The following is a 21565-nucleotide window of genomic DNA, read 5'->3' as shown; positions in this document are numbered from 1 at the left end:
ACCCCTTTACCGGACCCTCCCCGTCAATCCCCAAGGAGCTGATCATGAGCAAGGTCTTCCAGCAGGAAGAACACATAAAGAATGTGCTGGAGTCGGTGGAACGCGCCATGTACGACGACGCCGGCGTGCGACTGAAGGACATCACCGGCGTGGCCGGCGCCGGGGCTTCCATCCTGTCGGGTCTCTCGATCGGCGTCGACCGGATCATCATGAATCCCGGCAGCAAGTTCCCGCTCCACATCCATGAAGGGGCCCACCTGCTGTACGTGCTCAACGGCAATGGCGGGCTGCACATCGACGGTGTCGACTACGCTCTCAGGACGGGGGACTCCGTCTATGTCCCGGCAGCCTACCCGCACGGTGTCCAGGGCCCCCTGGATGACAACCCGCTGGAGTTCCTCGCGTTCGGTGTGCCCCACCACCCCATCGACTCCCACACCCGCATGACGTTGGTCCGGAACGACGAGGACATTACGTTCCTGCCGGGCCAGTCCGCCGCGGAAGGTGCACTGGTCCGATGACGACAACGGAAGCAGAACTGCGCGTACCCGCCCCGGACGGCCCGGCTTACCTGCCCCTGCGGTGGGAGAACGGTGAGACGCCCTTCGTCCTGTGGCACTTCGACTTCGCGGGCGATCGTTGGATCGCCGCCTATACCGGTGACCTGCACGGCACCGAACCAATGCCTTTGCGGATCGAGTCCGCCTGTGTCTTCGGCCATGTGCTGCGTTCCGCTCAGTGCGACTGCGGCTATCAGCTGGAAGAGGCGATGAAGAGTTTCGCCCGCCACGGCCGGGGATTGCTCCTCTACGGCGTTGACCAGGACGCTCGCGGCCTCGGCATCGCCTCCCACTTCGCCATCTACGCCATGCGGCAGCAGGAGAACCTCGACACGCAGGCGGTCTATGCGCGCCTGGACGCACCGGTGGATGCCCGCTCCTATGAGCCTGTCGCGGCGATCCTGCGACACTTGGGCGTGTCCTCCGTCCGGCTGCTGAGCAACAACCCTCGCCGTGAAGCGTTCCTGCGCGCCCACGGTTTCACCGTGGAGAACGAGGCGCTCGAAGCCCCCTTGGACATCCACAACATGAGCACCCTGATGCTGGAGAAGGAGGATCTGGGATACCGGTGGTCCTTCGAAACCCACGCCGACTGGCTGGAGCCGTTGCAACGCAGCGTCGAGGGTCATCCGGACCGTACTGCCGCCTGCGCCGTGGCCCCCGGGGGCGCGGTCGCCGCCGGTCCGCTTGCCCAGGTCCGGGAAGAAGGCCGATGGGGTGTGGCCGACCGCTTGGCCGCCGCACTCACCGCCCCCACCGCGGACGGTCTGGTGGTCTACCTCACCGACCTGCCACGCGCCGACGAACTGCCCGTCTATGCCGGTATGGGCGCAGCGGTCGTGGTCGTACCGTTCGCCAACTTGCCCTCCGCTCTTCGCAAGGCCGCTCATGACAGCGGGATTCGACTGGTGGACTGGGAACGTCGCAATGCCTACCGGCAGGAGCGACCGCAATGGCGTCTCACCTATCGCGCCTGGGGTCTGGACGTCTATCGGCGGCACGAGACGGTACGCGCCGTGGCTGTGGGCGGCGCATCGGGCGGACACCTGCTGGGGACGTTGGAACAGTACTGCCGGTCATCGACCCCGCTGGGCGCTGTGCCGCTTCAGGTGGGACAGGACGCCTCGGTGAACTGGGTGGAACTCAACGCCCACGGGAGCGGAATGCCCGCTGAGGAAATCGCCGCGCGGGTGGCCGGCTGGGCCGACGCCGCCCACTGGTGAGCAGCATGCCCGACCTCGCCGCCGGCCCCCGCCGCCCACGCGGCAGGCTGATCGCCACAAGCCGGGCTGAGGGAGAAGGTACGCAGGCTCGCGATGCGCTACGGGTGGACACCGCCCTCGCCGCGCCGGCCACCATGCGACGGTTCGTCACCCTCAATCCGTTCCACCACGATCCCAGCTGGCACATTCCGGTACCGGGGTTGCCGGACGTCACCGCATCATCCGTGGAAAGCTGCTGGCAGGCGCTGAAAATCGTCGACGGAGCCACGGACATCCCGATGCTGCGGCGGCCGGCGCACAAGCGCCCGCCCGAAACTCATCGTGGTCCCGGCTTCGTCTACAGCGCCTCCACACTGTCCTACGGCGGACGCGCAGTCGACCTGGTGACGGCCCGGTACCTCATCTACCTGCCTTCCTACCTCTACGTCCTTGAGCACTTGGTGCCCGACCAGGTGCTGCACGAGATCAGCACCGCCGTTCACGACGGGCGCACCGTAGTTTTCTACGACTGGGACGACAACCTCGACATCGAGGATCCTGCCTCGTCGTTCAGTCACTCCGCGGTACTGGCGGCCTGGTTCGCCGGGCGGCTCGAGAAAGACTTCGTTGATCGTCGTGCCGCCTGGATCAGGCGTGTCCTGCCGACCGGCGAGCAGGAGGAGACCTCTGCGCTCCCCCTCGACCGATACCGGCGGTATCACCACCACTGAAAGGTCACCGAGCCATGCCCATACCTCGCCGCGCCGCCGGTTCGCTGTACTGGCAAGAACAGCGGCTGCGTGGCCGTTCCTCGGTCCGTGAGCGTCTGGAGTGGCTGCGCGCCAACCAGGAAAGGTCCCCGCAGGAGATCGAAGAACTGCAGTTCGACAAGCTTCGAGCGACCGTCCGCCACGCCTACCGCACAGTGCCCTACTACCGGCGCGTCATGGACCAGCACGGCATACGAGATCTGGATTCCTTCGAAGACCTGCGCCGCCTGCCCCTGCTCAGTCGTGACGTCCTCATCCGGGAACAGGACAACCTGTTGTCCTCCGAAGCCGACCGCGCGACGCTGCAGACGAACTACTCATCCGGCTCCACCGGTCGTCGTGCCCAGTTCCAGCAGGACGCCGATTTTCGCATGTGGATGCGCGCGCACCAGCTACGGACCTACGAATGGTGCAGTGACTGGCAGCTTGGAGACCCCTTCGCCCTGCTGTGGGGATCGGAAATTTACTGGTCGTTCAAACAGCTCCTGGACAGGGTCGAGAACCTTTTGACCAACCGCCGGGAATTCAACACCTTCCACCTGTCGCCGGAGCTGATCACCGCGGTGCTCGACCGGCTCGTGCGCTTCCGGCCCGTTCTGATCAGCACTTACTCGAACGCCATGCATCTGATCGCCAAGGAGGCGGAGCGGCGCTCGTTGCACATCCCAGGCCTGCGTGCGGTCCAGGGAACCTCGGAACCGCTGCCGCCCGCCCTGCGCGAAACCATTGGTCGGGCCCTGGGGTGCGAGGTGTACGACAAGTACGGCATGCGGGAGACCAACATCGTCGCTCATGAGCAGCCCGGGGGCGGCCCGATGCTCATTCAGTCCGAGAACGTGTTCGTGGAATTCCTCGATGATGAGGGCCGGCCCTGCCGCGACGGCGAAACCGGGCGCGTCGTGGTGACCACCCTCAACAACCGGTCCATGCCGCTGCTGCGCTATGAGACCAGTGATCTGGCGGCCCCATTGCCGCGGACGGCCGGGACGCGGCTGCCGTATCCTGCGATGACCTCGGTCGCAGGCCGCCTGCAGGATTTGATTGTGACACCCACCGGCAGCCACATCGACGCCTACCTGTTCTCCTACCTATTCATGCGTTTCCCGGAAATTCACTGGTTCCAGGTAGTGCAACGGGAACCTGAGCGACTGCAGGTCAAGGTGTACACGCCCCGCGGACTGCGCACGCGGACGACCGCCGAACTTGTCGAACGCATTCACCACCACACCGGATACCCCTTCACGGTGGAGTTCGAGACGCTGCAGCGCATGCCGGAGTCGCCGACCGGAAAGTTCCGACTGTGCGTCTCCGAGCTCGGAGCCGCGGCTACGGCCGGGAGCACTCATGAACGACGTTGATCCTTGGTCGGTGCTGCCGCGCGAGGAAGAACCCCTTCCGCGGCCGCCCGCGCCCGCGCCTCACCACTTGCCCTGGAGGCCCTCGCGCGACGGGGCCGCAGTCACACCCCTGGCCGAGGCCCTGGATGCCGGTGCGCACTTCGATCTGGGACTGTTCGGCCGTCGACTCAAGGAGGCGGAGGTACTGGACGCGGGGGCGATCGCGGCCCCCGGCGCCATGATCATGCTGCCCTTTGGCATGGGGCTGATCCGGCGCCTGGACGTCCTGGCGCGTGACATCTACGAGGCGGAGGGGTACCGCGAGTACGACTATCCCCACCTGCTTCCCGCCCCCATCCTGGACCCCACCCGGCAGGTGCTGCCGGGGGCGCCCCTGCTGTACGCAGGCGACGACGCCGACTGGGCGGCGGGGCACCGGAAGGCGGTGCTCAGTCCCACCGGCGAGGCCGCGGTCTACACCCACTGGGCCCAGACCGTACGCCAGCGCAGCGACCTCCCCCTGCACGTCTACCGCCGAGCGCGCTACTTCCGTCCGGCGCGAGCCGGTGGCAGCGTCTTCCGGTCGGCGGAGTCCGGCGACGTGTACGAGTTCCAGTCCTGCTTTCCCGACAGCGGCACCGCTGCCCGCGGGTTCACAAACGCCGTGACCATGGCCCGTCGGCTGTGCTCCGCCATGCACGTACCCGCGCTGTGGTCGACACGGCCGCCGTGGACCAACAACACCAGCGTCGCAAACGTCACCGTCGGCGCCGACACCCCGCTGCCACACGGCTCAACAGTGCAGGTGGGATGCGTCTACGACCAGGGGACACGGTTTTCCCGGCCTTACGGGATCGCTCACCGCGACAGCCGCGGCCGCCACTTCACCCACCATGTGACGGGGGCCCTCACCCGCCGCCTTGTGCTCACGCATCTGGTGCTCGGCATGGACGCCCACGGCGAACTCCTGATCCACCCGGACCTCGCGCCCGTCCAAGTCGCCCTCACACTCGCCGGCGGTACAGGCCAGGACCGTGCGGATGCCGAAGCCCTCGTGACCGCGCTGGGACAGCGCAACATTCGGTGTGAGTTGCACGTCGGCGACCGCCGGGAAACGGGACGGCTCCACCGACGCTGGCGCCGTCAGGGCGTACCCCTGCGGGTGTACCTGCAGCCGCGCCGCGATGCGGACGATGCGATCCGAGTCGTGGTGGTCCGCGCCGACACCCGAGAGGAGGCGGTGTTCCGGCCGCGGTTGCTGCCGGACCTGGCCTCCGTACTGCCCGCCGCACTGGGCGAGGTCGGCATCGGGTACCTACGCCGCTCGCTCGCTCTCGCCGCCCGTCGGGTCAGGATCGCCGACCGTGCGACGGTCCGTGACGTGCTGGCCACTCGTTCGGCGGCCGTCGTACCGCTGGAGCCCACTGAAGAGGCAGTTGACGAGGTCGCTTCCTGGGGTCAGGGAGAGGTGCTCGGTCTGCGCCGTGTCACCGCGACCGCACCGTGCATCCACAGTGGCCGGCCCACTGATACGGTCGCCTACGTGTCACCCAGGGTGTGATGCCGATGAACAGCACACCTGCACCACGACGAACCCGCATCGTCGTCCTGACCGGAGCCCCTGGCGCGGGCAAGACGGAGACTGGGCGCCGTCTGGTGCGGCGTTACCGAGTACCGGCGGCACTGATCGACACCGACGCCGTGGCTGACATCCATCCCTGGCAGGCCGGTGAGCGCTTGTACGAGGTGCTCGACCGCAACCTGCGAACCTGCTTGGACTCCTACCGCGCCTGGGGCGCCCGGGTGGTCGTCATCAGCGGAGTCATGCTTCCGGGGCGCAACCTCGAGCGGTTCGCGGACCTGCTCGCCGATCCCACCACCGAGTGGGTCTTCTACGGGTTGCGCGCCGCTCCCGCCCAGCTCGCGGTACGCATCCGCGCCGATACCAAGGTGCAGGAGGCCGACGAGCGACTGACCTGGGCACATCTGGACGAGGAGCTTGCGTCCGTCCCCGCGATCCGTCTGGTGGACACGAATCCCCTGACGTTGGAGGAGGTCGTCGATCGCATTACCGAGTACGAGGCGTCCGACCTTCCGCCAGGTGCGGTCGCCACTTCCCCGAGGGTGGTTCGCGCGCGCGTTTCCGTCGATCGGGACATGGTGCGGGTGACCCTGAAGGAGGCGGCAGCCGTCGCCGGCGCGGCCCTCAAAAGGGTTGGCTTCCCTCGGCGCGCCGCCTCGGACACCGTCGGAGACTTGATGGAGGCGGAGATCGCCGGGGCCCCTTCGCACGGCCTGCTGCGCATTCCCGAGTACGTCGCTGCTGTCGAGGCCGGCCACCTTGTGCCCACGGCCGTTCCCATGACCCGGAGCACTGGTCCCGGTAGTCACCTCCTGGACGGTCGACGGGCTCCGGGAGCCGTCGTACGGCGGCGGCTGGAGGCCCTGCTGACCAGTGCGGGCGCGGACAGACCCGCCGTGGTGGGACTTCGCGACGCAGGACATCTGGGGCGACTGTCGGGCCTCGCCCGCGGTGTCGCCGCGGCGAACCTGGTCCTCATCGGCTTCGTCAATTATTCGGGTGCCGGTCGCAAGGTGGCCCCGACCGGTGGGACTGCCGGGGTGTGGGGGACCAACCCCGTGGTCTTCGGCTGCCCCGCACCACCCGGTCCGCCCGTGATTGTCGACATGAGTACCAGCGCGGTGTCGGAAGGAACCGTCAGAGCCGCCCTGCTCTCGGGGCAGGCCGTACCTCCGGGAGTGCTCATCGACCGCCAGGGGCGCGCGGCGACCGATCCGCGGCTGCTCTACACCACACCGGCCCGTGCCGCCCTGCTCCCGGCCGCGGGGCACAAGGGGCACGCCTGGGCCGCCTTCACAGAGGTCCTGGCGGGTGTCGTGGCGGGCGCCGGACACGCCGCCGACCCGCGACTCCCAGGCAACGGCGGATTGTTCATCGCCTTCCCAGCCGACGCCCTGGGCAACTCCACCGCAACGCTTGGAGCAGCGGTGCATCGCTTGGAAGAGCATTTGCGCGACCTCGGCACCGTTCCGGGCGAACCACCTCCGCGACTCCCCGGCCGGGCGAACCCGCGCCCTGAACCCGTCGACCTGTCCATCCCGACAAACCTGTGGAACCAGTTGCTCGCGCTCTCTTCCGCATCCCCTCCGCCCGCACCCCTCCGTTCCACCACCGAAGGAGCGATGGTTTGACAACCCCCGCCGCTCATCCCCTGATACACCCAGTTCGCCGTTTGACGGATCCGGAGCCCGAGCGCTCCGGTCCCCGACTGGGCATCTTTCTCCTCACTGGCAACAGCATGATTGCGGAATTGTGCGGCATCGTGCCGCTGGACTGGGTTGTCCTGGACATGGAGGCATCACCCATGACCAAGACCGATGCCCTGCACATGCTCCAAGCGCTTTCCGGCTCAGGATGCAGCCCCCTGGTCCGGGTGCCGTACCTCGATCACCACTTGATCGAACACGCTTTGGACATGGGCGCCGCCGGCGTGATGATTCCCAAGGTCGATGACGCGGCTGCTGCTGCGGCTGCCGCCGCCGCGTCCCGTTTCCCGCCAGAAGGCAGCCGCGGAGTCAATCCCGTGCGGGCGTCCGGTTACTTCACCGATGTGGACGGCTACCTGCGTGATGCTAATCGGCGCACCGTCTGCATTGTCCAGATCGAATCAGCTGAAGCCGTGGCGCGGGTCGACGAAATCGCGGCCGTTGAAGGGATCGATGCCCTGTTCATCGGCATGGGAGACCTCGCTAGTGCCCTCGGACAACCCGGCCGCATGACCGGTGCGGCCATGGACGAGGCCCGCGCTCGGACCCTTAAAGCGGCCCGCTCTCACGGCAAACAAGCGGGTATATTCGCCTATGACATGGACCTCGCAGCTCAGTATGCTGCCGAAGGCTTTGATTTGATCGCCTTCGGTAACGAGATAAAATTGCTGCGTGAATCCCTGTTGGACAAGCTTGGAAAGCTGGCTACCTGATCCCTGAGCCTCTTCCAACCTGGCCAGCAGCACTACCGACCACGCCCGGCGGAGCACACGAAGCGCCGTGACCGACTACGGACCCGCTGGTCAAGGCCTCGCTGTCGACCGGTGTATTCAACCGTCGACAGTCCGCTGACCAGCGCGAACATGAGGTTGGAAAAAGTTCTCTATCTCACCGAGGAGCGTGCGGGGGCCAACGGTGGTCCGGGCGAAAACCGTGTCCGAACCGACATGCTTGTCCGCGCTGCCGACCGCGTCATCCTCCGCCCTGTCGTGTGCGGCAAAACGGACCGTGCGGGGACGGTTCGCCGGGTGCGTTGCCGCCCCTGCACGCCTTACTGATCGTTTCAGAATGAGTTGAGCTGCGGGTCTCGTGCTCGACGATCTTGGTCGGCAGGCTGTCCCGGGTGCGTGTTGATCTTGTTCCTGACGATCTGTGGGAGCGGGTGGCTCCGCTGCTGCCGCCCGCTCCCGAGCGGCGCCGCCGCTGTCGGGGACGGTTGCGTGTTCCCGACCGGACGGCACTCGCCGGCGTCCTGTACGTGCTGCGCACGGGCGTCGCCTGGCGTGACGTCCCCGCGGAGACGGTCGGCTGCTCCGGGGTGATGGCCTGGCGGCGGCTGCGGGAGTGGACCGGGGCCGGAAGTCTGGCCCCGCCTGCACGCCACCCTGCTCGATGAACTGCGCCGCGCCGACCTGCTGGACCTGGACGACTGCGCCGTGGACGGCTCGCACATCCGGGCCCTCAAAGGGGGGATCACGTCGGCCCCTCACCCGTCGACCGCGCCCGCCCCGGCTCCAAGCACCACCTGATCGTCGACCGCCACGGAAACCCCGCTCGCCGTCACGCTCACCGGCGGCAACCGACACGACGCCACCCAGCTCCTGCCACTGCTGGACGCCGTCCCATCGATCCGGGGTCTGCGGGGACGCCCCCGCCACAAGCCCCGGCGGCTGTACGCCGACCGGTTTTCGGCCCGTCGGGGCCCACCGCACACCGGCGCTTCACGGAGTGGAGTGCCGCCCGGGTCCGGGCAAAGCTGCACCGCCTCATCCTTGACGAACTGGGTGCGCGCGGAGTCCTGGACTGGTCGCGGTGTGCGATCGACCCGGTGAACATGCGGGCCTGAAAGGGGGAGCTGACAGGTCCGAATCCTGTGGACCGGGGCAAGGAAGGCTCGCGGATCCACTTGATCACCGAGCGGACCGGTTTACCCCTCTCGATCGGGATCTCCGGCGCCAACCTGCACAACGGCCAGGCACTTGAGCCGCTCGTGCGCGGCATTCCGCCGACCCGCTCCGGCCGCGGCCCGCGCGGACGACGTCCCGCCAAGCTGCACGCCGACAAGGGCTACGACTACGACCACCTGCGCCGATGGCTCCGCAAGCGCGGCATCCGGCGCCGCATCGCCCGCAAGGGCATCGAGTCCTCCACACGCCTGGGCCGGCATCGCTGGACGATCGAGCGCACGATGTCCTGGCTGGGCGGCTGCCGCCGTTTGCACCGCCGCTACGAACGCAAGGCCGAGCACTTCATGGCCTTCACCGCCATCGCCTGCAGCCTCATCTGCTACCGCAGACTTACCAAAGGAGACAACCTCTTAGGGCGGTGGCCGAGCGGTCGGCTCAGAGCGTGGGGAGCTGCTTCGCCAGGACGACTTCCGTCCCGCCGTCGGGCAGTGGGCCGCCGGGCTGTCCAGTGTCCTCGAAGTCGTGCCGCCGGTACAGTGCAAGGGCATGCACGTTGCCTGGCACGACCGAGAGTTGCAGGGTATGAGCCTGTTGTTGCACGGCCCACTGTTCCAGGGCCCGGACCAGCCGGTCGCCCACGCCGTGACCTCGTGCTTCTCTGCGTACCCACATGGAGACCAGCTCCACCACGCCGCTGCGTGGCCCGGGAATACCGGCGGCTATGCCGGCTGATTCCCCGTCGAGCTCGGCGAGGAGGCTGCATGAGCCGGGCCCGCCTAACCGCGCACGCCACCGGTCCTCCTGGTCGCGGTCGCCCTGCCAGTCCGCGAGCTTGGACTTGAAGGCGTAGGGGGCTTCGGCGAGGGATGCCAGTCGCATCTCGCGCCACCGGAACCAGTCGTCCGCTGTCAGTATGTGCACCTCAATCATGTGACGAGGCTGCCCCAGGACGTGGCCGAGGGCAACTCGCCGGAGAATCCTCTCCTTTGCGGACGGACGAGTGCGCACGTTCCATCGCCCGGGTCGACGACCCGTTGTCCGACGAGTGCGCCGGGATCCGGCCGTTTCCGCGGTCACGGCCGATTCGCCCCGGAAGGAACGGCGGCCGGTGCTTCACCGGCTGGTGGTGATCTTTTCGATGACCGAATCGGTGATTTCCGCCAGCAGTGCGATCTGGCCGGGGGAGAGGTGGTCCAGGAAGAGGTGCCGGATGTCCTCGACGTGCTGCGGCGCCGCGGCCTCCAGGGCCGCACGGCCGGCCGGGGTGACCGTCACGTACGCCCCGCGTCCGTCGTCGGCGCACTCCTCACGGGCGATGACACCGCGCTTCACCATGCGCGCGAGGTGGTGCGACACCCTGCTCTTCTCCCACCCGAGCACCTTGGCGAGCTCCAGGATGCGCAGCCGGTCGTCGGGCGCGCGGGTCAGCTCGGCCAGCACGGAGTAGTCGGCCGCGGACAGTCCGAACTCGCTCTGCAGGCTCCGGCCGGTCCGGTTGACCAGCAGATCGTGCATCCGCAGCATGCCGCGCCATGCTCTTTCCTCGACCGGGGTCAGCCAGCGGGGTGCTTCATCCATGGGGCCACCTTATGAGGGGGTGACGCCTCCACCGTCCCCGCGTGCCCGTTCCCTCCGGGACGGCGTCCACCGGCTCCGGTGGCACGACCTGCGTCAGCTCTCCCGGGTGCCCGGGCGCAGAGACCTCTCGACCACCGTGTCGACCGGGGCGCCGGTGCCGTCGCCCGGACCGGCCGGCCGCGTTGCCGTGCACGCGCGCGAGGCGATCACACCACAGGGCGATCACGGGGTGACCGCGGCCTCCAGGTTGTTCAGCACGCCCAGTTGTCCGAAGAGGACCGTGCCGGAGGGGTAGCAGTTGAACGACTCGATCCTGCCGTCGCGCATCCGGAACACGTCACAGCAGGGCACCTTGACGGTCCTGCCGGTGGGGGCGATGACGCCCATGGGTGTCGTCAGGGGCCCGTTGTGCGTTCCGTTGAGGGACAGCTCCACGACGACGACGTCGCCCCGCACGTAGACGTCGTACAGTTCCCGGTGCATGTCGGGGAAGGCCCTGGCGTAGTCCTCCACCGGTCGGCCGATGTCCTGGCCGCGGTAGGTGACGCCGACCGACTCGTCCGTGAAGGTGCCGTTCTCGGTGAAACGGGCGATCCACCCGGGGATGTCCTGAGCCTCGGCCACCTGGTAGGCGTCCCTGATGAACTTCTCGTTGTCGGACATGGAGCCTCTTTCTCCGTAGGGAATCGTGAAGCGGCTGCGACGACGCCGGCGATGCGTGCCAAGCCCTCGCTCCGCACACTCTAGGAAGCATTTATGTGACACATCAACCAATTCGAGGTGCGGGAAACGGCCGACACGTTGGGGAGTTGGTCCTGCGGTGCGGCCCGCCATCAGGCCGTACCCCGGTGGAAGGCTGCCCGCAGGCGTTGCCAATTTGGTTGACGTGTGGAGTACCTGGGATGGCTGTCGAGTCCTCGGCCGCCGGGAGGGGCGCCGTTCGCGGTCGTACGGGGGTCCCGGCTCCGGCCGGGATCGTCGCTCACCGGGCGCGGCTCCGCCACCGCCTCCCCCCGACACGGTCAGCGGTGGGCGGCGGCACCTGCGGGCGGGCGGCCGGCCGGGGCGGCGATGCCCCGCACCCCTCGTCCGAAGCGGGCAGCGAGACGTCCGGGCCGCCAGGCGGTTCCTGGCCGAGCCGGTGGGGGAGCGGTGCCGAGTGCCGCGGAAGCTGGTCACCGACAGGCCCCACAGCCGTGGCGTCGCCCACCGCGAATCGACGCGGCCGGTGGAGCACCGGCGGTCGGAGTACCCGGACGACCGGCCGGGCGGGGGACTCGCACCAACCGGCGCGGCAAAGCGAACGCGCCATGAAGGGGTTCCGCTCCGCGGGCCCAGCCCGGCGCTTGCCGCCGGTCCTCGGCGCACTCTCGGCGTACTTCCGGCCCTGCCGCCACCGCGCTCAGACGACCGCCCGCTTCCCTCGGAACGAAGTCACCGGCCCGTCGGCCACGGCCTGAGGACGGCCCGACCCGTCCCAGTACACCTCGTGCCCGGCCGAACGGACAGCGCCCGCGCAGATGGCTGGTTCCGGCTACCCGGTGCCCACCGTGGCCGACTATTTCAACCTGGCCCTCCACCACCCGTCGAACCGGGCGTCAGCCGGATCGTCCGAACGATCCGCCTCGGTCCCGGCACCTTCCGGGCCGGGCTGGCGCGCGGTGCCCGGCCTCACTCCGCACAGCGTCTTCGAAGGGGGGACCGGCCGCTGGCGGCGGGCGGGGAGGCGGTCCGCGAACGCAACCGGGCCGGACGGAGGCGTTCGGGGCCGAGTACGGCCGGTTCGTGGTGAGCGGGCTGAACACCGACAGCACCGACGACCGGCTGCTGTGAGCAAGGGGAAGAAGCGCACATGCCTGATGTGAAGCACTTCGAATCGATCGACGACATCGACCGGGACGCCTGGGACGCGTTGGTGCCGAGCAGTTGTTTCTACCAGAGCCACGCCTGGCTGCGTGGCCAGGAGCGGCCCGAGTTCGCCACCGCCGGATACCTCGCGGTCGAGGACGAGGGCGAACTCCTCGCCGGGACGCCGTTCTACGACTTCCCGTCCGAGAACGCCCCGCCCCTGCCGGACGTGGCCGAGGGCAGCACCGTGCTCAGATTCGGTACCCGTACCGGATACCACAACGAGTTCCTGTTGCCGAAGGATCCCGGAAGGGCGGGGGAGGGGCTCGACGCGCTGGTCGCCGGTGCCGCCGAGAGGGCCGCTCTGCTGGGCTGCGACGCGCTGCTCTTCGACTTCCTCACCACCGACAGCCTGCGGCTGCTCGCGGGCCGGTTCGATGTGCGGGCACAGTTGCGGGCCGCCGAGGCCGTGGTGCACAACGACGGCGGTACCTTCGAGTCCTACCGCCGCCTGCTCGGCCGCCACGTACGCAAGCGCGAATACGAGATCCGGCGCTTCGTGGACTCCGGGCTGCGCGTGGAGACGGCCTCGCTCTCCGCGTGCGTCGACGAATTCGCGCCATTGGTCGGCCAGACCATGGACCGCTACAACGCTTCCCTCGTCCCGGCGGAGATCCACACGTTCCTGACGGTCCAGGCGCGCTGTCTGGACGACCTGGGCACGGTGTTCCGCTGTCTCGACGAGAAGGGGGAACTGGTCGGCGCCAGCCTGTGCTTCGCCTGGCGGGACACGTTCTACGCCCGGGTGGCCGGCTTCGACTACGCGCGGGTGCGGAACGCCTTCGAATACTTCAACGCCGTGTACTACGAACCGCTGCACCACATGGAACGCAACGGCATGACGGCACTCCACCTCGGGCCCTCCGCCCTGAAGGCGAAGGTGCACCGGGGGGCTTCGCTGCACCCGCTGTGGGCGGCCGTCGTCCCACTGCCGGCCACGACGACCGCCGGGCTGCGGCGCGACGCGGTGGCGGACCAATCCCTCGCCGACGAGGTGCGGGCGGAGGCGGGGGGCGGCATGGGCGACGAGGAGTGGGACCTGAGCCGCGTCACTCCTCTGTGACGGGAGCCGGACCGTCGGTCGGGCGGACCGGTCACAGCACCGGACGGAACCCCGGTTCGGAGCGGTCCGGTCGGCCGGCGGCGGGTCTGCGGACCGGGAGGTCACGTCTGCAGGGCTCCTGCCGGCCGTCGGACAGGGCGTGGCCGGGTAGGCGTGTCCGGCCCCGCGAGCGGGACGAGACGGCCTGACGGGGGCGGGACCGCGGTGGGCGTCGCCGCCGTGGTGGAGGAGACGCCGGCGGAAGACCGCGTACTCCTTGAGGGCGTGCGCCGGACCTTCTCCGCCCCGGCGCCGTTCCGCTCCGCGTCACCGTTCAGGAGCCGCTCGCGTCCCACGTGGCGCGGGTCGCCGACCGGCCGTGCGGTGTCGCCGGCGATGACTTCCGTCCACCGTGGTGATCGTGCCCGACTCCTCGTGCAGGCGCGGAACGGATGAAGACGGTCGGCGCCCGGCCGAGGGGCAGGTGGGCGGGAAAACCCGCCGAAGAGCCAGGGGCGATGTTGGGCTTCTCACCCGCGGCACATGGTTTGCAGGCCCACACCGTCTGAAGCGTACCGCTCCCGGGTGAGCCTGTACATTTCCTCCGGGGGAGGGTGCGTCGATCCCCTCGCCGACCAATCCGGAATGGTTGTACGTTCCTCGGGCCCTGTTGTTGAAAATAGAGGGAACCGGCGACATCGCGCCTTAAGACAATGGAACCGGTCACTCCGTGCTAGTGTTTCCGGATTTTCTTCACATACGGTTCGATTAGGGGTTTGAGTGGCCATATCCAATACGAGTGCCCGAATGCTGCTTGCGGAGAGCAAGGATTTCCGCAACATCTGGCTGGGGGAAACCTCGGCGCATTTCGGTGGACAGCTGACCAGTTTTCTCCTACCGCTGATCGCGGTCACGTACGTCCACGCCGACGGCACCGGAGTGGGACTCGTCTCGGCGGTGCAGTTCGTCCCCGTGGTGGCGCTCTCGCTGATCGCCGGTTTCCTGGTCGACAGGTATCCGCCGCGCCGCACCCTCGTCACCGCCAGCCTCGTCCAGGGCGCGGCACTGGCGGGACTGGGTGCCTTCCAGGCGGCCGACGGACTGGCTTTCGGCCAACTCGTCGTCGTTGCCGCCGTCATCGGTGTCGCCACCGTCTTCTACGAGGTCGCCTACCAGTCCACCCTGCCCAGGATCCTGCCGGTGGGCTCCATCGCCGCGGCCAACGGTCTGCATCAGGCGACGTACTCGATCAGCACCCTCGCCGGTCCGGCCGCGGCAGGCTTCCTCGTGGGCCGTCTGGGGCTGTCGCCCGCCCTGACGGTGGCCGCCGCGTGCTCGGCCGGAGCGGCGGTCGGCGGTCTGCTGCTGCGGGGTGTCAAGGCCCCCGAGGAACCTCGTGAACCGGCACTGAAGGCGATCGGCTCCGGGCTCCGCTACACCTGGTCGCTGCGCCCCGTCCGTGACCTGTGCGTCCAGGCCGGGCTGTCGAACCTGCACGAGAAGGCGTTCCTCACCGTCTTCCTGGTGTTCGCCGTCCGCGGACTCGGCATGAGCGGCACCACCGTGGGCGTGATCACCGGTATCGGCAGCGTGGGTGCCCTGATCGGCTCCCTCTGCGCCAACGGGCTCACCAGGCGGTGGGCCGTCGGCGGTGTGCTGGCCCTGGGGGCGGTACTGGCCGCGCTCGGCCTGCTGCTCGTACCGGTCGTCAGCCACGGCGGCGTGTACGTCGCCGTGCTCGCGTCCGTCGCCATGATGGTGAACGGCTTCGGCGTGGCACTGTTCAACGTCTTCGCCGTGAGCCTGCGGCAGACCATTCCGCCGGAGCACCGGATCGGAGCGGTGACCGCGAGCTACCGGCTGGTGGCCCTGGGCACACTGCCCCTGGGCGCGGTCGTCGGAGGCGCCCTGGCCGACGCCCTGTCCCCCGGTACCGCCCTGTGGGTCGTGGGGCTCTCCTACCTCGTCGTCTCGTTCTGGCTGACGTTCTCCCCCCTTCGGGCGGCCCACACCCTGGAGGAGGCGCAGAAGCTCGCTCGCAGGACGGACGCGACCGCGGACGCCGGCCGCTTCCCCCCGGTGTGAGAACGGGGCCGCGACCCTGTGATCGGGCTGTGGCGGGCCGACCGGCAGCGCCGGCGACCTGGCCCCGGACCGAGGATCCGATCGCCGGTGCGCGACGCAGGGGCGCTGTCACGTCGGCCGGAACGACGCGCTCCCTGCGAACGCCCCCTCCCGGCCCCGTCGACCAGGGGACCGTCCCGCCGTCCGGCCGACGCGAAGTGTCCCGAGGCCGTCAGGATCCATCCGGCCTGTGACGCCTCCGGCCGTCCGTCCGCACCGGTGGTCCCCGGCGCCGGCTCGTGCCGGCGCGGAAGGCCGCCGCCCTCCCGGCCCCCTCAGTTCCCCCGCGCCGCCGCGTTCCCCGTGCGGCGCTGCAGGAGGCGGTAGCCGAGGGCGACGCACGCGCCGCAGGCCGCAGCGGACGTCCACAGGGCCGTGGGGCCGAAGGCGTCCAGGAACCAGCCGCTCACGAGGGGGGACGCCAGTGCCGCGAGCGTGAAGGACAGGTTGTTGATCCCCTGGTAACGGCCACGGCCGTGGGTGGGCGACAGGCGGATCACCAGGTCCACCTGGGCGGGCGAACCGACGATCTCGCCGAGTGTCCAGACACAGGTGGCCAGCAGCAGCGGCACGGGCGAGTGAGCGACCGAGTAGAGACCGAAGCCGACTCCCGCCAGCAGTGCGGCGCCCGGCAGCACGGGGCCCCAACCGGCGGTGAGACGGGTCAGCGGCAGTTGCAGCACCACGACGAGCAGGCTGTTGAGGCCGATGGCGAGACCGTAGGCGCTGCTTCCGCCGTGCCGCTCCAACGTGAGGGGCAATCCGACGTAAGCCAGTTGGAAGACGGTGGCCAGCAGCAGGTTGAGGACGGCCAGCACCATGAACGGGCGGTCCCCCAGAACCGTGCCGAGGGAGACCCCGGTAGGGCGCGCGGCCCGGGCGGGGACGGACGCCGCGGTGCGTTTCCCCCGTCCTCCTCGGGGCGGGACTCGGGCAGCTTGGCGAAGACCACGGCCGCGCACAGCACCATGGCGGCGGCCTGGCCGTAGAAGAGGAAGGCGTAGCCGTGGTGGGCGACGGCGCCGGCGGCACTTGCCGACAGACCGAGTCCGACGTTGGTGGCCCAGTAGTTGAGGGTGTAGGCCCTGACCCGGTCCCGCGGCGGCACGATGTCGATCATCATCGCCTGGAGGGCCGGGCGCGAGGCGTTCACGAAGAAGCCGCACAGACAGGCGCAGACGGCGACGGCGGCAGCGTCCCGGGCGAGTGCCAGCCACACCACCGCCGCCGCCGTGGCCGATTGGGCCACCAGGATGGTCGGACGGCGCCCCAGGCGGTCGGTCGCCACCCCGGCGACCACGGACGCGGCCGTGCCGCCGAGACCGTACAGGGCGCCGACCAACCCCGCGAAGGACGCAGAACGTCCCAGGTCCACGGTGATGTGGAGCGCGAGGAAGGTGGCGACGAAGGATCCCAGGCGGTTGATCAGGGTACTGGTCCACAACCACCAGTAGGCTCCGGGCAGTCCGTGGAACTCCTGCCGCAGGACCTCGCGCAGGCGCCGGGCGGTGCGGGTCGTCACGCCGGTCCTCCGCGGGGCCGCGCGGCGCCCCGCCGGGCGGGTGGGGTCCATCGCGTCAGGCGGTCGCCATGGCGTTGCCCAGGTAGTTGGGCAGGCGCATCAGCCGCTCCCACTGGTCGTCGAGGTCGGCCGGGTAGGCGCTGCGGTAGCGCCGTGTGACGTCCTCCACCTGGGTCCAGTGGGCCGGTGCGGCCCCGCCCGTGTAGCGGGCGGCGAGGTCGTCGTACAGGCGTGTGCCGGGGCGCAGGACGAGCTGGTTGAGCCCGAACAGCGCGGGGAGGCCGGCCGCCCAGTCGACCAGGCGGTCCGCCTGGCACGCGGGGTCGTCGGGGAGACCGAGGAGCACGAAGGCGAGCGGGGTGATGCCGGCGTCGCCGAGCTTTCGCACCGCGGCGGTGACCTTCTCCACCGACACGCGCTTGCCGACCCCGGCGTCCGCGACACCGGGCGACTCGGCACCGAGCCACATGCCGGTGCAGCCCGCCTGCGCCCAGCGCGTGACGTCGCTGCGCAGGACCACCTCGGCGCGGGTCTGGCCGGTCCAGCGGACGCCGGTGCCGGTCATCTCACGGCACAGGTCGTCGTAGTAGGTGGGATGCAGGCCGAAGACGTAGTCGAGGAAGAAGAGGGAGTCCATCCCGCGGTCGCGCAGCGCGGTGATCTCCCGCATCGTGCGGGAGACGGCGCGGGGACGCATGCGGGTGCCGAACGGAAGGTGGCAGAAGGTGCATCCGTAACTGCAGCCGCGCACCCCGAGGACGAGTCCGGCCGGTCCGCGGCGGGCACGTCCCTCGACGACCACCTCGGCGGTGTAGTCGCCGCTGTCGACGAGGTGGTAGGCGGGCAGCGGCCAGGCGTCGGTGTCCAGGTCGGGGTAGGTGCCCGCCATCGGCAGCACGGGGGTGAGGGCGCGGCCCGAGACGATGTCGCGCACCGCCTGCACCGCCGCGGAGTCGTTCTCGCCGCGCGCCACGTGGTCGACGCCCAGGTCGCGAAGGGTGACCTCGGGAAGGTGCGTGCCGTGCGGACCGCAGGCGACGACCGGGGTCCCCGGCCACTGGGCGCGCATCTCCCGTACGGCGTCGCGGCTGGGCGCGAGGTCCAGGGGGTAGCACTGGGCGCGGTCGGCGACGGCCGTGACCAGCACGGCCAGGTCGGGGACCACCCCCGCCGGGGGCAGGGACGCCAACCGGCGGTCCCAGAGGCGGACGTCGAAACCCTCCGCCTCCAGGACTGCGGCGGCGTTGAGGACGTCGACGGGCTGCTGGAGGAAGAGTCGCTGGAACTCGTCCTGGGGGACGACGAAGCACACGGTGGTCATGGGGTCTCCGGTGGTTGGCTGACCGTGCGGGGCGGTGGCTCCGCTCCGGCGCGCGGTCGGCGGGAAGGGGTCAGGCGGTCGGCGGGCCGACGACCTCCGACAGCTGTCCGCCCCGCAGGGCGCACGAGCTGAGCAGGGCGATGCGGTGCAGGGAACGCAGGTCGGGGGCGTCCGCCCGGCCACTGCACAACTGCTCCACGAGACGCCGGAGTGCGTCGCTCATCAGGAACTCGGTGACGTGGCTGCGCTCGACCCGGCCGGCCGCGGTCCGTGCGGTGATGCGGTGGACGTTGCGGGGCAGGGGGCCGTCGGCCCCCCGCCCGACGGGTTCGAGTTCGACGGTGACATGGGCGCTGTCCGTTTCCACCCGCACGAGCCGCTGGCGGCCCCCGTGGGCCAGCGGGTGGCCCGCCGTCCACGCGGGTGCCCGCAGGTCCGCCCCGTCGGCGGCGGGGTCGCCCACCACGGTGGAGAACATCTCCACCCGGACCGGGCCGGCCCAGCTCTCCTCCACGGCGGCCGAGATGACGAACTGGTCGTCGAAAACGCAGCGCAGCTCGCCGGGAGCGGGCGGCCGGATCATGTAGGCGTCGTAGTGGGCGGGCGGCAGCAGGCTGCCGAGGACGGCCAGCATGTGGTGCCACTCGTACCCGAAGACCCCGTGGTCGCGGTCGACGAACCGGCCTCGGCGCACGTCCAGGCGCCGGTCCTTGCTGAACGCCACCCGGATGCGGCGGACGGGCTCACCGGGGGCCAGGACTCGCAGGAGGGCTGTCAGCCGCTTGATGACGGCCGAGTGGCGGTACTGGTCCATCACCGCGATCCGCAGCCCCGGGTGGGCCGCCAGGAGGGCCGTCATCCGGTCGATCTCGCTCGTGCGGCAGGCCGGCTTCTCCAGCACGACACGGGCCGCGGGATCGACGGCGAGCACGCGCGCCAGGGTGCGCAGGTGGTCCTCGGTGGGAGTGCACACCAGCCACACGTCGACGCCGTCCGCGGGCACGTCCTCGACCGTCCGCCACCGTCGCACCCCGGCCGGCGGTGTGACGGCCGGGTCGCGTTCCACCACGTCGACCCGGTGGCCGAGGCCGGTGAGCAGCCGGGTGTGCAGGGTTCCGACCGTGCCGTACCCCACGACGCACACGTGTGCGGCGGCCTCACCGTTCACGCCGCGCCGCCGTCCCGCTGTGCCGCCGTCCCGCCGGCCGGCGCCGGGTCGGTACTGGAGTCGTCCTGTAGGTAGAGGTCGTAGTAGGCGTCCAGCAGGCCGGCGCGGCGCACGGCCTCGTTGACGGGTTCGACGTGCACCCCGGGGGCGTACGCCGCGTGGTTGCCGCACAGTTCGCGGGCGGCGATCAGGGTCGCGGCCCGGTAGGCGTCGTAGCCGCGGTTGGGTATGCCCTCGTACTCGAAGAGGTTCAGGGAGCGTCCGTCACCGAGCATCAGGACGTGGCGTCCGTTCGGGAGGCCGTAACGCACCCCGAGTCCTGGGACGGGCTGTGCCGGGGCGCCCGCCCGGCCGGTGTGCAGCAGGCTGAAGTCCTTGGTGGCGAAGCCGGCCAGGAGGAGCCCGTCGGGGAGCAGACCGAGATCGTCCTCGTGCAGCACGGGTTCGCCGGCGCTGGAGACGATGAGGAAGGGCCTGGTGTCCCGGAGCGCTCGGGCCACCGTGCGGCGGGTGTCGAAGCCGTGCTCGGCCGCCTGCACGAGCATGAGCGGATCGCTGTCCACGACCGTCACCCGGCAGCCGGTGGCCCGGAGCTGCTGGGCGAGCCGGGCGCCGAGGGTGCCGTAACCGGTGACCAGTACGCGCCGGCCGACGAACTTCTGGTTCGGGACGATCGCGCGGACCCGGCGCAGGCAGGAGTCGGCTATTTCGTTGTACGCGATGACGCTCTTGACCTCGGACCTGGCCAGGTTGAACACCGGAAGGTCGACCGCCGGTGCCGCCGAGATGCGTTTCAGCCCGCTGACGGTCAGCTCCAGGGCGGCGTCCACCGGCTCGCTCACCATGCGGCGCCCGCTCGTTCCCTGCGCCAGCAAACCACCGTCGTCGACGACCAGGACGCGCCGGCCGTCGCGGTGCGCGCGGCGGATGAAGTCGTCCACGTCCGTGGCGGTGCGGTGGGCGGCGGCCGCCTCGGCGGGCGAGCACGTTCCGTCGACCACCGAGTTGTCCAGCACCGCACTGCGGTAACCGCGGTGCACGAACCAGGCGTGCACGCGGTGGCGGTTGGCGGTGCGGTCGCCCTTGGCCAGCGCGTAGATCCACCGGCTCTGGACGCCGGCGCGTTCGGCGGCCAGCAGGAAGCCCACGCTGTTCTCCACGTAGTGGTCGCGGAAGATCAGGGCCCAGTCCGAGAACGGCGCTGTCCCGTCATCGTCGGCGAACCGCCGCAGCAGGGGCATGGACCGCCACAGCGCGTCGGCTTCGGCCTCGCTGTACACGTCGGCGTGGTGGTGCAGGGCGTCGAGCAGTGCGCGCGCCCGGTGGGACTCGCCGGGCGGGGCCAGTACGGACGCCTGCCACCCCGGGGCGGCGGGAACGAGCGGTTCCAGGGTGCGGGCGGGCTCGTCCGCGAGGGGGCGGACCTCGACCCGGACGGGCACCCCGCCGAGACCGTCGCGGATGGTCAGCACGGTGGCCCCGGCGTGCGGCGCCAAGGCCGTGACGGCGACGTCCGGCAGTCGGCGCGCGGTGCGCTCGGCGTGGACGAGCGCCTCCGCGACGGTCCCGGTGCCCCGTACCGTCCCGAAGAGCAGCGGGACGTCGGCGGCGTCCGTGCCCTGTTCCCGGGTCTGCTCGACTTCGGCGACGAACTCTCCAGCCACTTGAGCGCTCCCTTCTCGGTGCCGGTCCTCCGCCTCCCGCCGTGCGCCGGACGGGCGCCGCGGAATCCCCAGCCGGACCGTGCGACAAGGGCGCCAGTCTGCGAGAGGCCGGGAGCGACGCGCATCCGTTGCGGGATCGGTCGTTCCTGCGACGGGCGGCGACTGAAGGGGGAC

17 protein-coding genes and 2 pseudogenes are annotated in these 21565 nt (G+C 70.0%); 11 read left to right on the top strand and 8 right to left on the bottom strand.

The genetic code is table 11. The annotated features are described in order from the left end of the window. Positions 1 to 44: 44 nt before the first annotated feature. The 9 genes and pseudogenes from QQY24_RS06125 to QQY24_RS06085 all read left to right on the top strand — a co-directional run. Positions 45 to 521, top strand: coding sequence for a cupin domain-containing protein (locus tag QQY24_RS06125; RefSeq protein ID WP_301971640.1), 477 nt, complete (start codon positions 45 to 47; stop codon positions 519 to 521). Further along, on the top strand, positions 518 to 1783 hold the full coding sequence (locus tag QQY24_RS06120; RefSeq protein WP_301971639.1) for a hypothetical protein: 1266 nt from the start codon (positions 518 to 520) through the stop codon (positions 1781 to 1783). Before QQY24_RS06125 ends, QQY24_RS06120 begins: the two co-directional genes overlap by 4 nt. 5 nt (positions 1784 to 1788) lie before the next feature. Then, positions 1789 to 2493, top strand: a complete 705-nt coding sequence (locus QQY24_RS06115) for a hypothetical protein (protein WP_301971637.1) — start codon at positions 1789 to 1791, stop codon at positions 2491 to 2493. Between the two features lie 14 nt (positions 2494 to 2507). After that, positions 2508 to 3890, top strand: a complete 1383-nt coding sequence (locus tag QQY24_RS06110; protein WP_301971636.1) for a phenylacetate--CoA ligase family protein — start codon at positions 2508 to 2510, stop codon at positions 3888 to 3890. Next, positions 3877 to 5430, top strand: coding sequence for a hypothetical protein (locus QQY24_RS06105; protein ID WP_301971635.1), 1554 nt, complete (start codon positions 3877 to 3879; stop codon positions 5428 to 5430). The genes QQY24_RS06110 and QQY24_RS06105 overlap by 14 nt, the downstream gene beginning before the upstream one ends. A 5-nt stretch (positions 5431 to 5435) precedes the next feature. Beyond that, positions 5436 to 7082 (top strand): Ldh family oxidoreductase, encoded by a 1647-nt coding sequence (locus tag QQY24_RS06100; RefSeq protein ID WP_301971634.1) that lies wholly within the window; start codon positions 5436 to 5438, stop codon positions 7080 to 7082. After that, positions 7001 to 7870: an HpcH/HpaI aldolase/citrate lyase family protein gene (locus QQY24_RS06095; RefSeq protein WP_301971633.1), complete on the top strand. Its 870-nt coding sequence runs from the start codon at positions 7001 to 7003 to the stop codon at positions 7868 to 7870. The genes QQY24_RS06100 and QQY24_RS06095 overlap by 82 nt, the downstream gene beginning before the upstream one ends. 410 nt (positions 7871 to 8280) lie before the next feature. Then, a pseudogene (locus QQY24_RS06090) lies at positions 8281 to 8725 on the top strand (IS5 family transposase); the annotation flags it as partial. 113 nt (positions 8726 to 8838) lie between these two features. Beyond that, positions 8839 to 9459, top strand: a pseudogene (locus QQY24_RS06085) (IS5 family transposase); the annotation flags it as partial. A gap of 40 nt (positions 9460 to 9499) precedes the next feature. Here the strand turns inward: QQY24_RS06085 and QQY24_RS06080 are convergent. The 3 genes from QQY24_RS06080 to QQY24_RS06070 form a co-directional block, all read right to left on the bottom strand. After that, the gene (locus QQY24_RS06080; protein WP_301971632.1) at positions 9500 to 9994 is read right to left on the bottom strand and encodes a GNAT family N-acetyltransferase; all 495 of its coding nucleotides are present in this window, start codon (positions 9992 to 9994) and stop codon (positions 9500 to 9502) included. Positions 9995 to 10177: 183 nt separating this feature from the next. Continuing rightward, positions 10178 to 10642, bottom strand: a complete 465-nt coding sequence (locus QQY24_RS06075) for a MarR family winged helix-turn-helix transcriptional regulator (protein ID WP_301971631.1) — start codon at positions 10640 to 10642, stop codon at positions 10178 to 10180. Between the two features lie 222 nt (positions 10643 to 10864). Further along, positions 10865 to 11305, bottom strand: coding sequence for a nuclear transport factor 2 family protein (locus tag QQY24_RS06070; RefSeq protein WP_301971630.1), 441 nt, complete (start codon positions 11303 to 11305; stop codon positions 10865 to 10867). A 1189-nt stretch (positions 11306 to 12494) separates the two neighbouring features. Here QQY24_RS06070 and QQY24_RS06065 point away from each other — a divergent pair. Both QQY24_RS06065 and QQY24_RS06060 read left to right on the top strand, forming a co-directional pair. Continuing rightward, positions 12495 to 13613, top strand: coding sequence for a GNAT family N-acetyltransferase (locus tag QQY24_RS06065; protein ID WP_301971629.1), 1119 nt, complete (start codon positions 12495 to 12497; stop codon positions 13611 to 13613). Positions 13614 to 14399: 786 nt separating this feature from the next. After that, the gene (locus QQY24_RS06060) at positions 14400 to 15677 is read left to right on the top strand and encodes an MFS transporter (RefSeq protein WP_301971628.1); all 1278 of its coding nucleotides are present in this window, start codon (positions 14400 to 14402) and stop codon (positions 15675 to 15677) included. A 314-nt stretch (positions 15678 to 15991) separates the two neighbouring features. Here the strand turns inward: QQY24_RS06060 and QQY24_RS06055 are convergent, their stop codons facing one another. The 5 genes from QQY24_RS06055 to QQY24_RS06035 all read right to left on the bottom strand — a co-directional run bounded on the left by QQY24_RS06055 (position 15992) and on the right by QQY24_RS06035 (position 21391). Beyond that, positions 15992 to 16477 carry an MFS transporter gene (locus QQY24_RS06055; RefSeq protein ID WP_301971627.1) on the bottom strand — a complete coding sequence of 162 codons (486 nt, stop codon included), beginning with the start codon at positions 16475 to 16477 and terminating at the stop codon, positions 15992 to 15994. Beyond that, positions 16381 to 17238, bottom strand: coding sequence for an MFS transporter (locus QQY24_RS06050; protein WP_301971626.1), 858 nt, complete (start codon positions 17236 to 17238; stop codon positions 16381 to 16383). The genes QQY24_RS06055 and QQY24_RS06050 overlap by 97 nt, the downstream gene beginning before the upstream one ends. A 55-nt stretch (positions 17239 to 17293) precedes the next feature. Continuing rightward, positions 17294 to 18559 carry a radical SAM protein gene (locus QQY24_RS06045; RefSeq protein ID WP_301971625.1) on the bottom strand — a complete coding sequence of 422 codons (1266 nt, stop codon included), beginning with the start codon at positions 18557 to 18559 and terminating at the stop codon, positions 17294 to 17296. Positions 18560 to 18629: 70 nt separating this feature from the next. Then, positions 18630 to 19727, bottom strand: coding sequence for a hypothetical protein (locus tag QQY24_RS06040; protein ID WP_301971624.1), 1098 nt, complete (start codon positions 19725 to 19727; stop codon positions 18630 to 18632). After that, a complete protein-coding gene (locus QQY24_RS06035) occupies positions 19724 to 21391 on the bottom strand; it encodes an NAD-binding protein (RefSeq protein WP_301971623.1) in 1668 nt (555 codons plus the stop codon). The genes QQY24_RS06040 and QQY24_RS06035 overlap by 4 nt, the downstream gene beginning before the upstream one ends. Between the last annotated feature and the right edge of the window lie 174 nt (positions 21392 to 21565).

It is taken from the genome of Streptomyces sp. TG1A-8, from assembly GCF_030499535.1.
Taxonomy (GTDB): domain Bacteria; phylum Actinomycetota; class Actinomycetes; order Streptomycetales; family Streptomycetaceae; genus Streptomyces.
The sequence above is the reverse complement of the archived record's forward strand: the minus strand, read 5'-3'. Positions and strand labels throughout refer to the sequence as shown.

Coding starts and splice junctions, on each gene's coding strand:
- QQY24_RS06125 (WP_301971640.1), top strand. CDS start 45: ATGAGCAAGGTCTTCCAGCAGGAAGAACACATAAAGAATGTGCTGGAG.
- QQY24_RS06120 (WP_301971639.1), top strand. CDS start 518: ATGACGACAACGGAAGCAGAACTGCGCGTACCCGCCCCGGACGGCCCG.
- QQY24_RS06115 (WP_301971637.1), top strand. CDS start 1,789: ATGCCCGACCTCGCCGCCGGCCCCCGCCGCCCACGCGGCAGGCTGATC.
- QQY24_RS06110 (WP_301971636.1), top strand. CDS start 2,508: ATGCCCATACCTCGCCGCGCCGCCGGTTCGCTGTACTGGCAAGAACAG.
- QQY24_RS06105 (WP_301971635.1), top strand. CDS start 3,877: ATGAACGACGTTGATCCTTGGTCGGTGCTGCCGCGCGAGGAAGAACCC.
- QQY24_RS06100 (WP_301971634.1), top strand. CDS start 5,436: ATGAACAGCACACCTGCACCACGACGAACCCGCATCGTCGTCCTGACC.
- QQY24_RS06080 (WP_301971632.1), bottom strand. CDS start 9,994: ATGATTGAGGTGCACATACTGACAGCGGACGACTGGTTCCGGTGGCGC.
- QQY24_RS06075 (WP_301971631.1), bottom strand. CDS start 10,642: ATGGATGAAGCACCCCGCTGGCTGACCCCGGTCGAGGAAAGAGCATGG.
- QQY24_RS06070 (WP_301971630.1), bottom strand. CDS start 11,305: ATGTCCGACAACGAGAAGTTCATCAGGGACGCCTACCAGGTGGCCGAG.
- QQY24_RS06065 (WP_301971629.1), top strand. CDS start 12,495: ATGCCTGATGTGAAGCACTTCGAATCGATCGACGACATCGACCGGGAC.
- QQY24_RS06060 (WP_301971628.1), top strand. CDS start 14,400: ATGCTGCTTGCGGAGAGCAAGGATTTCCGCAACATCTGGCTGGGGGAA.
- QQY24_RS06045 (WP_301971625.1), bottom strand. CDS start 18,559: ATGACCACCGTGTGCTTCGTCGTCCCCCAGGACGAGTTCCAGCGACTC.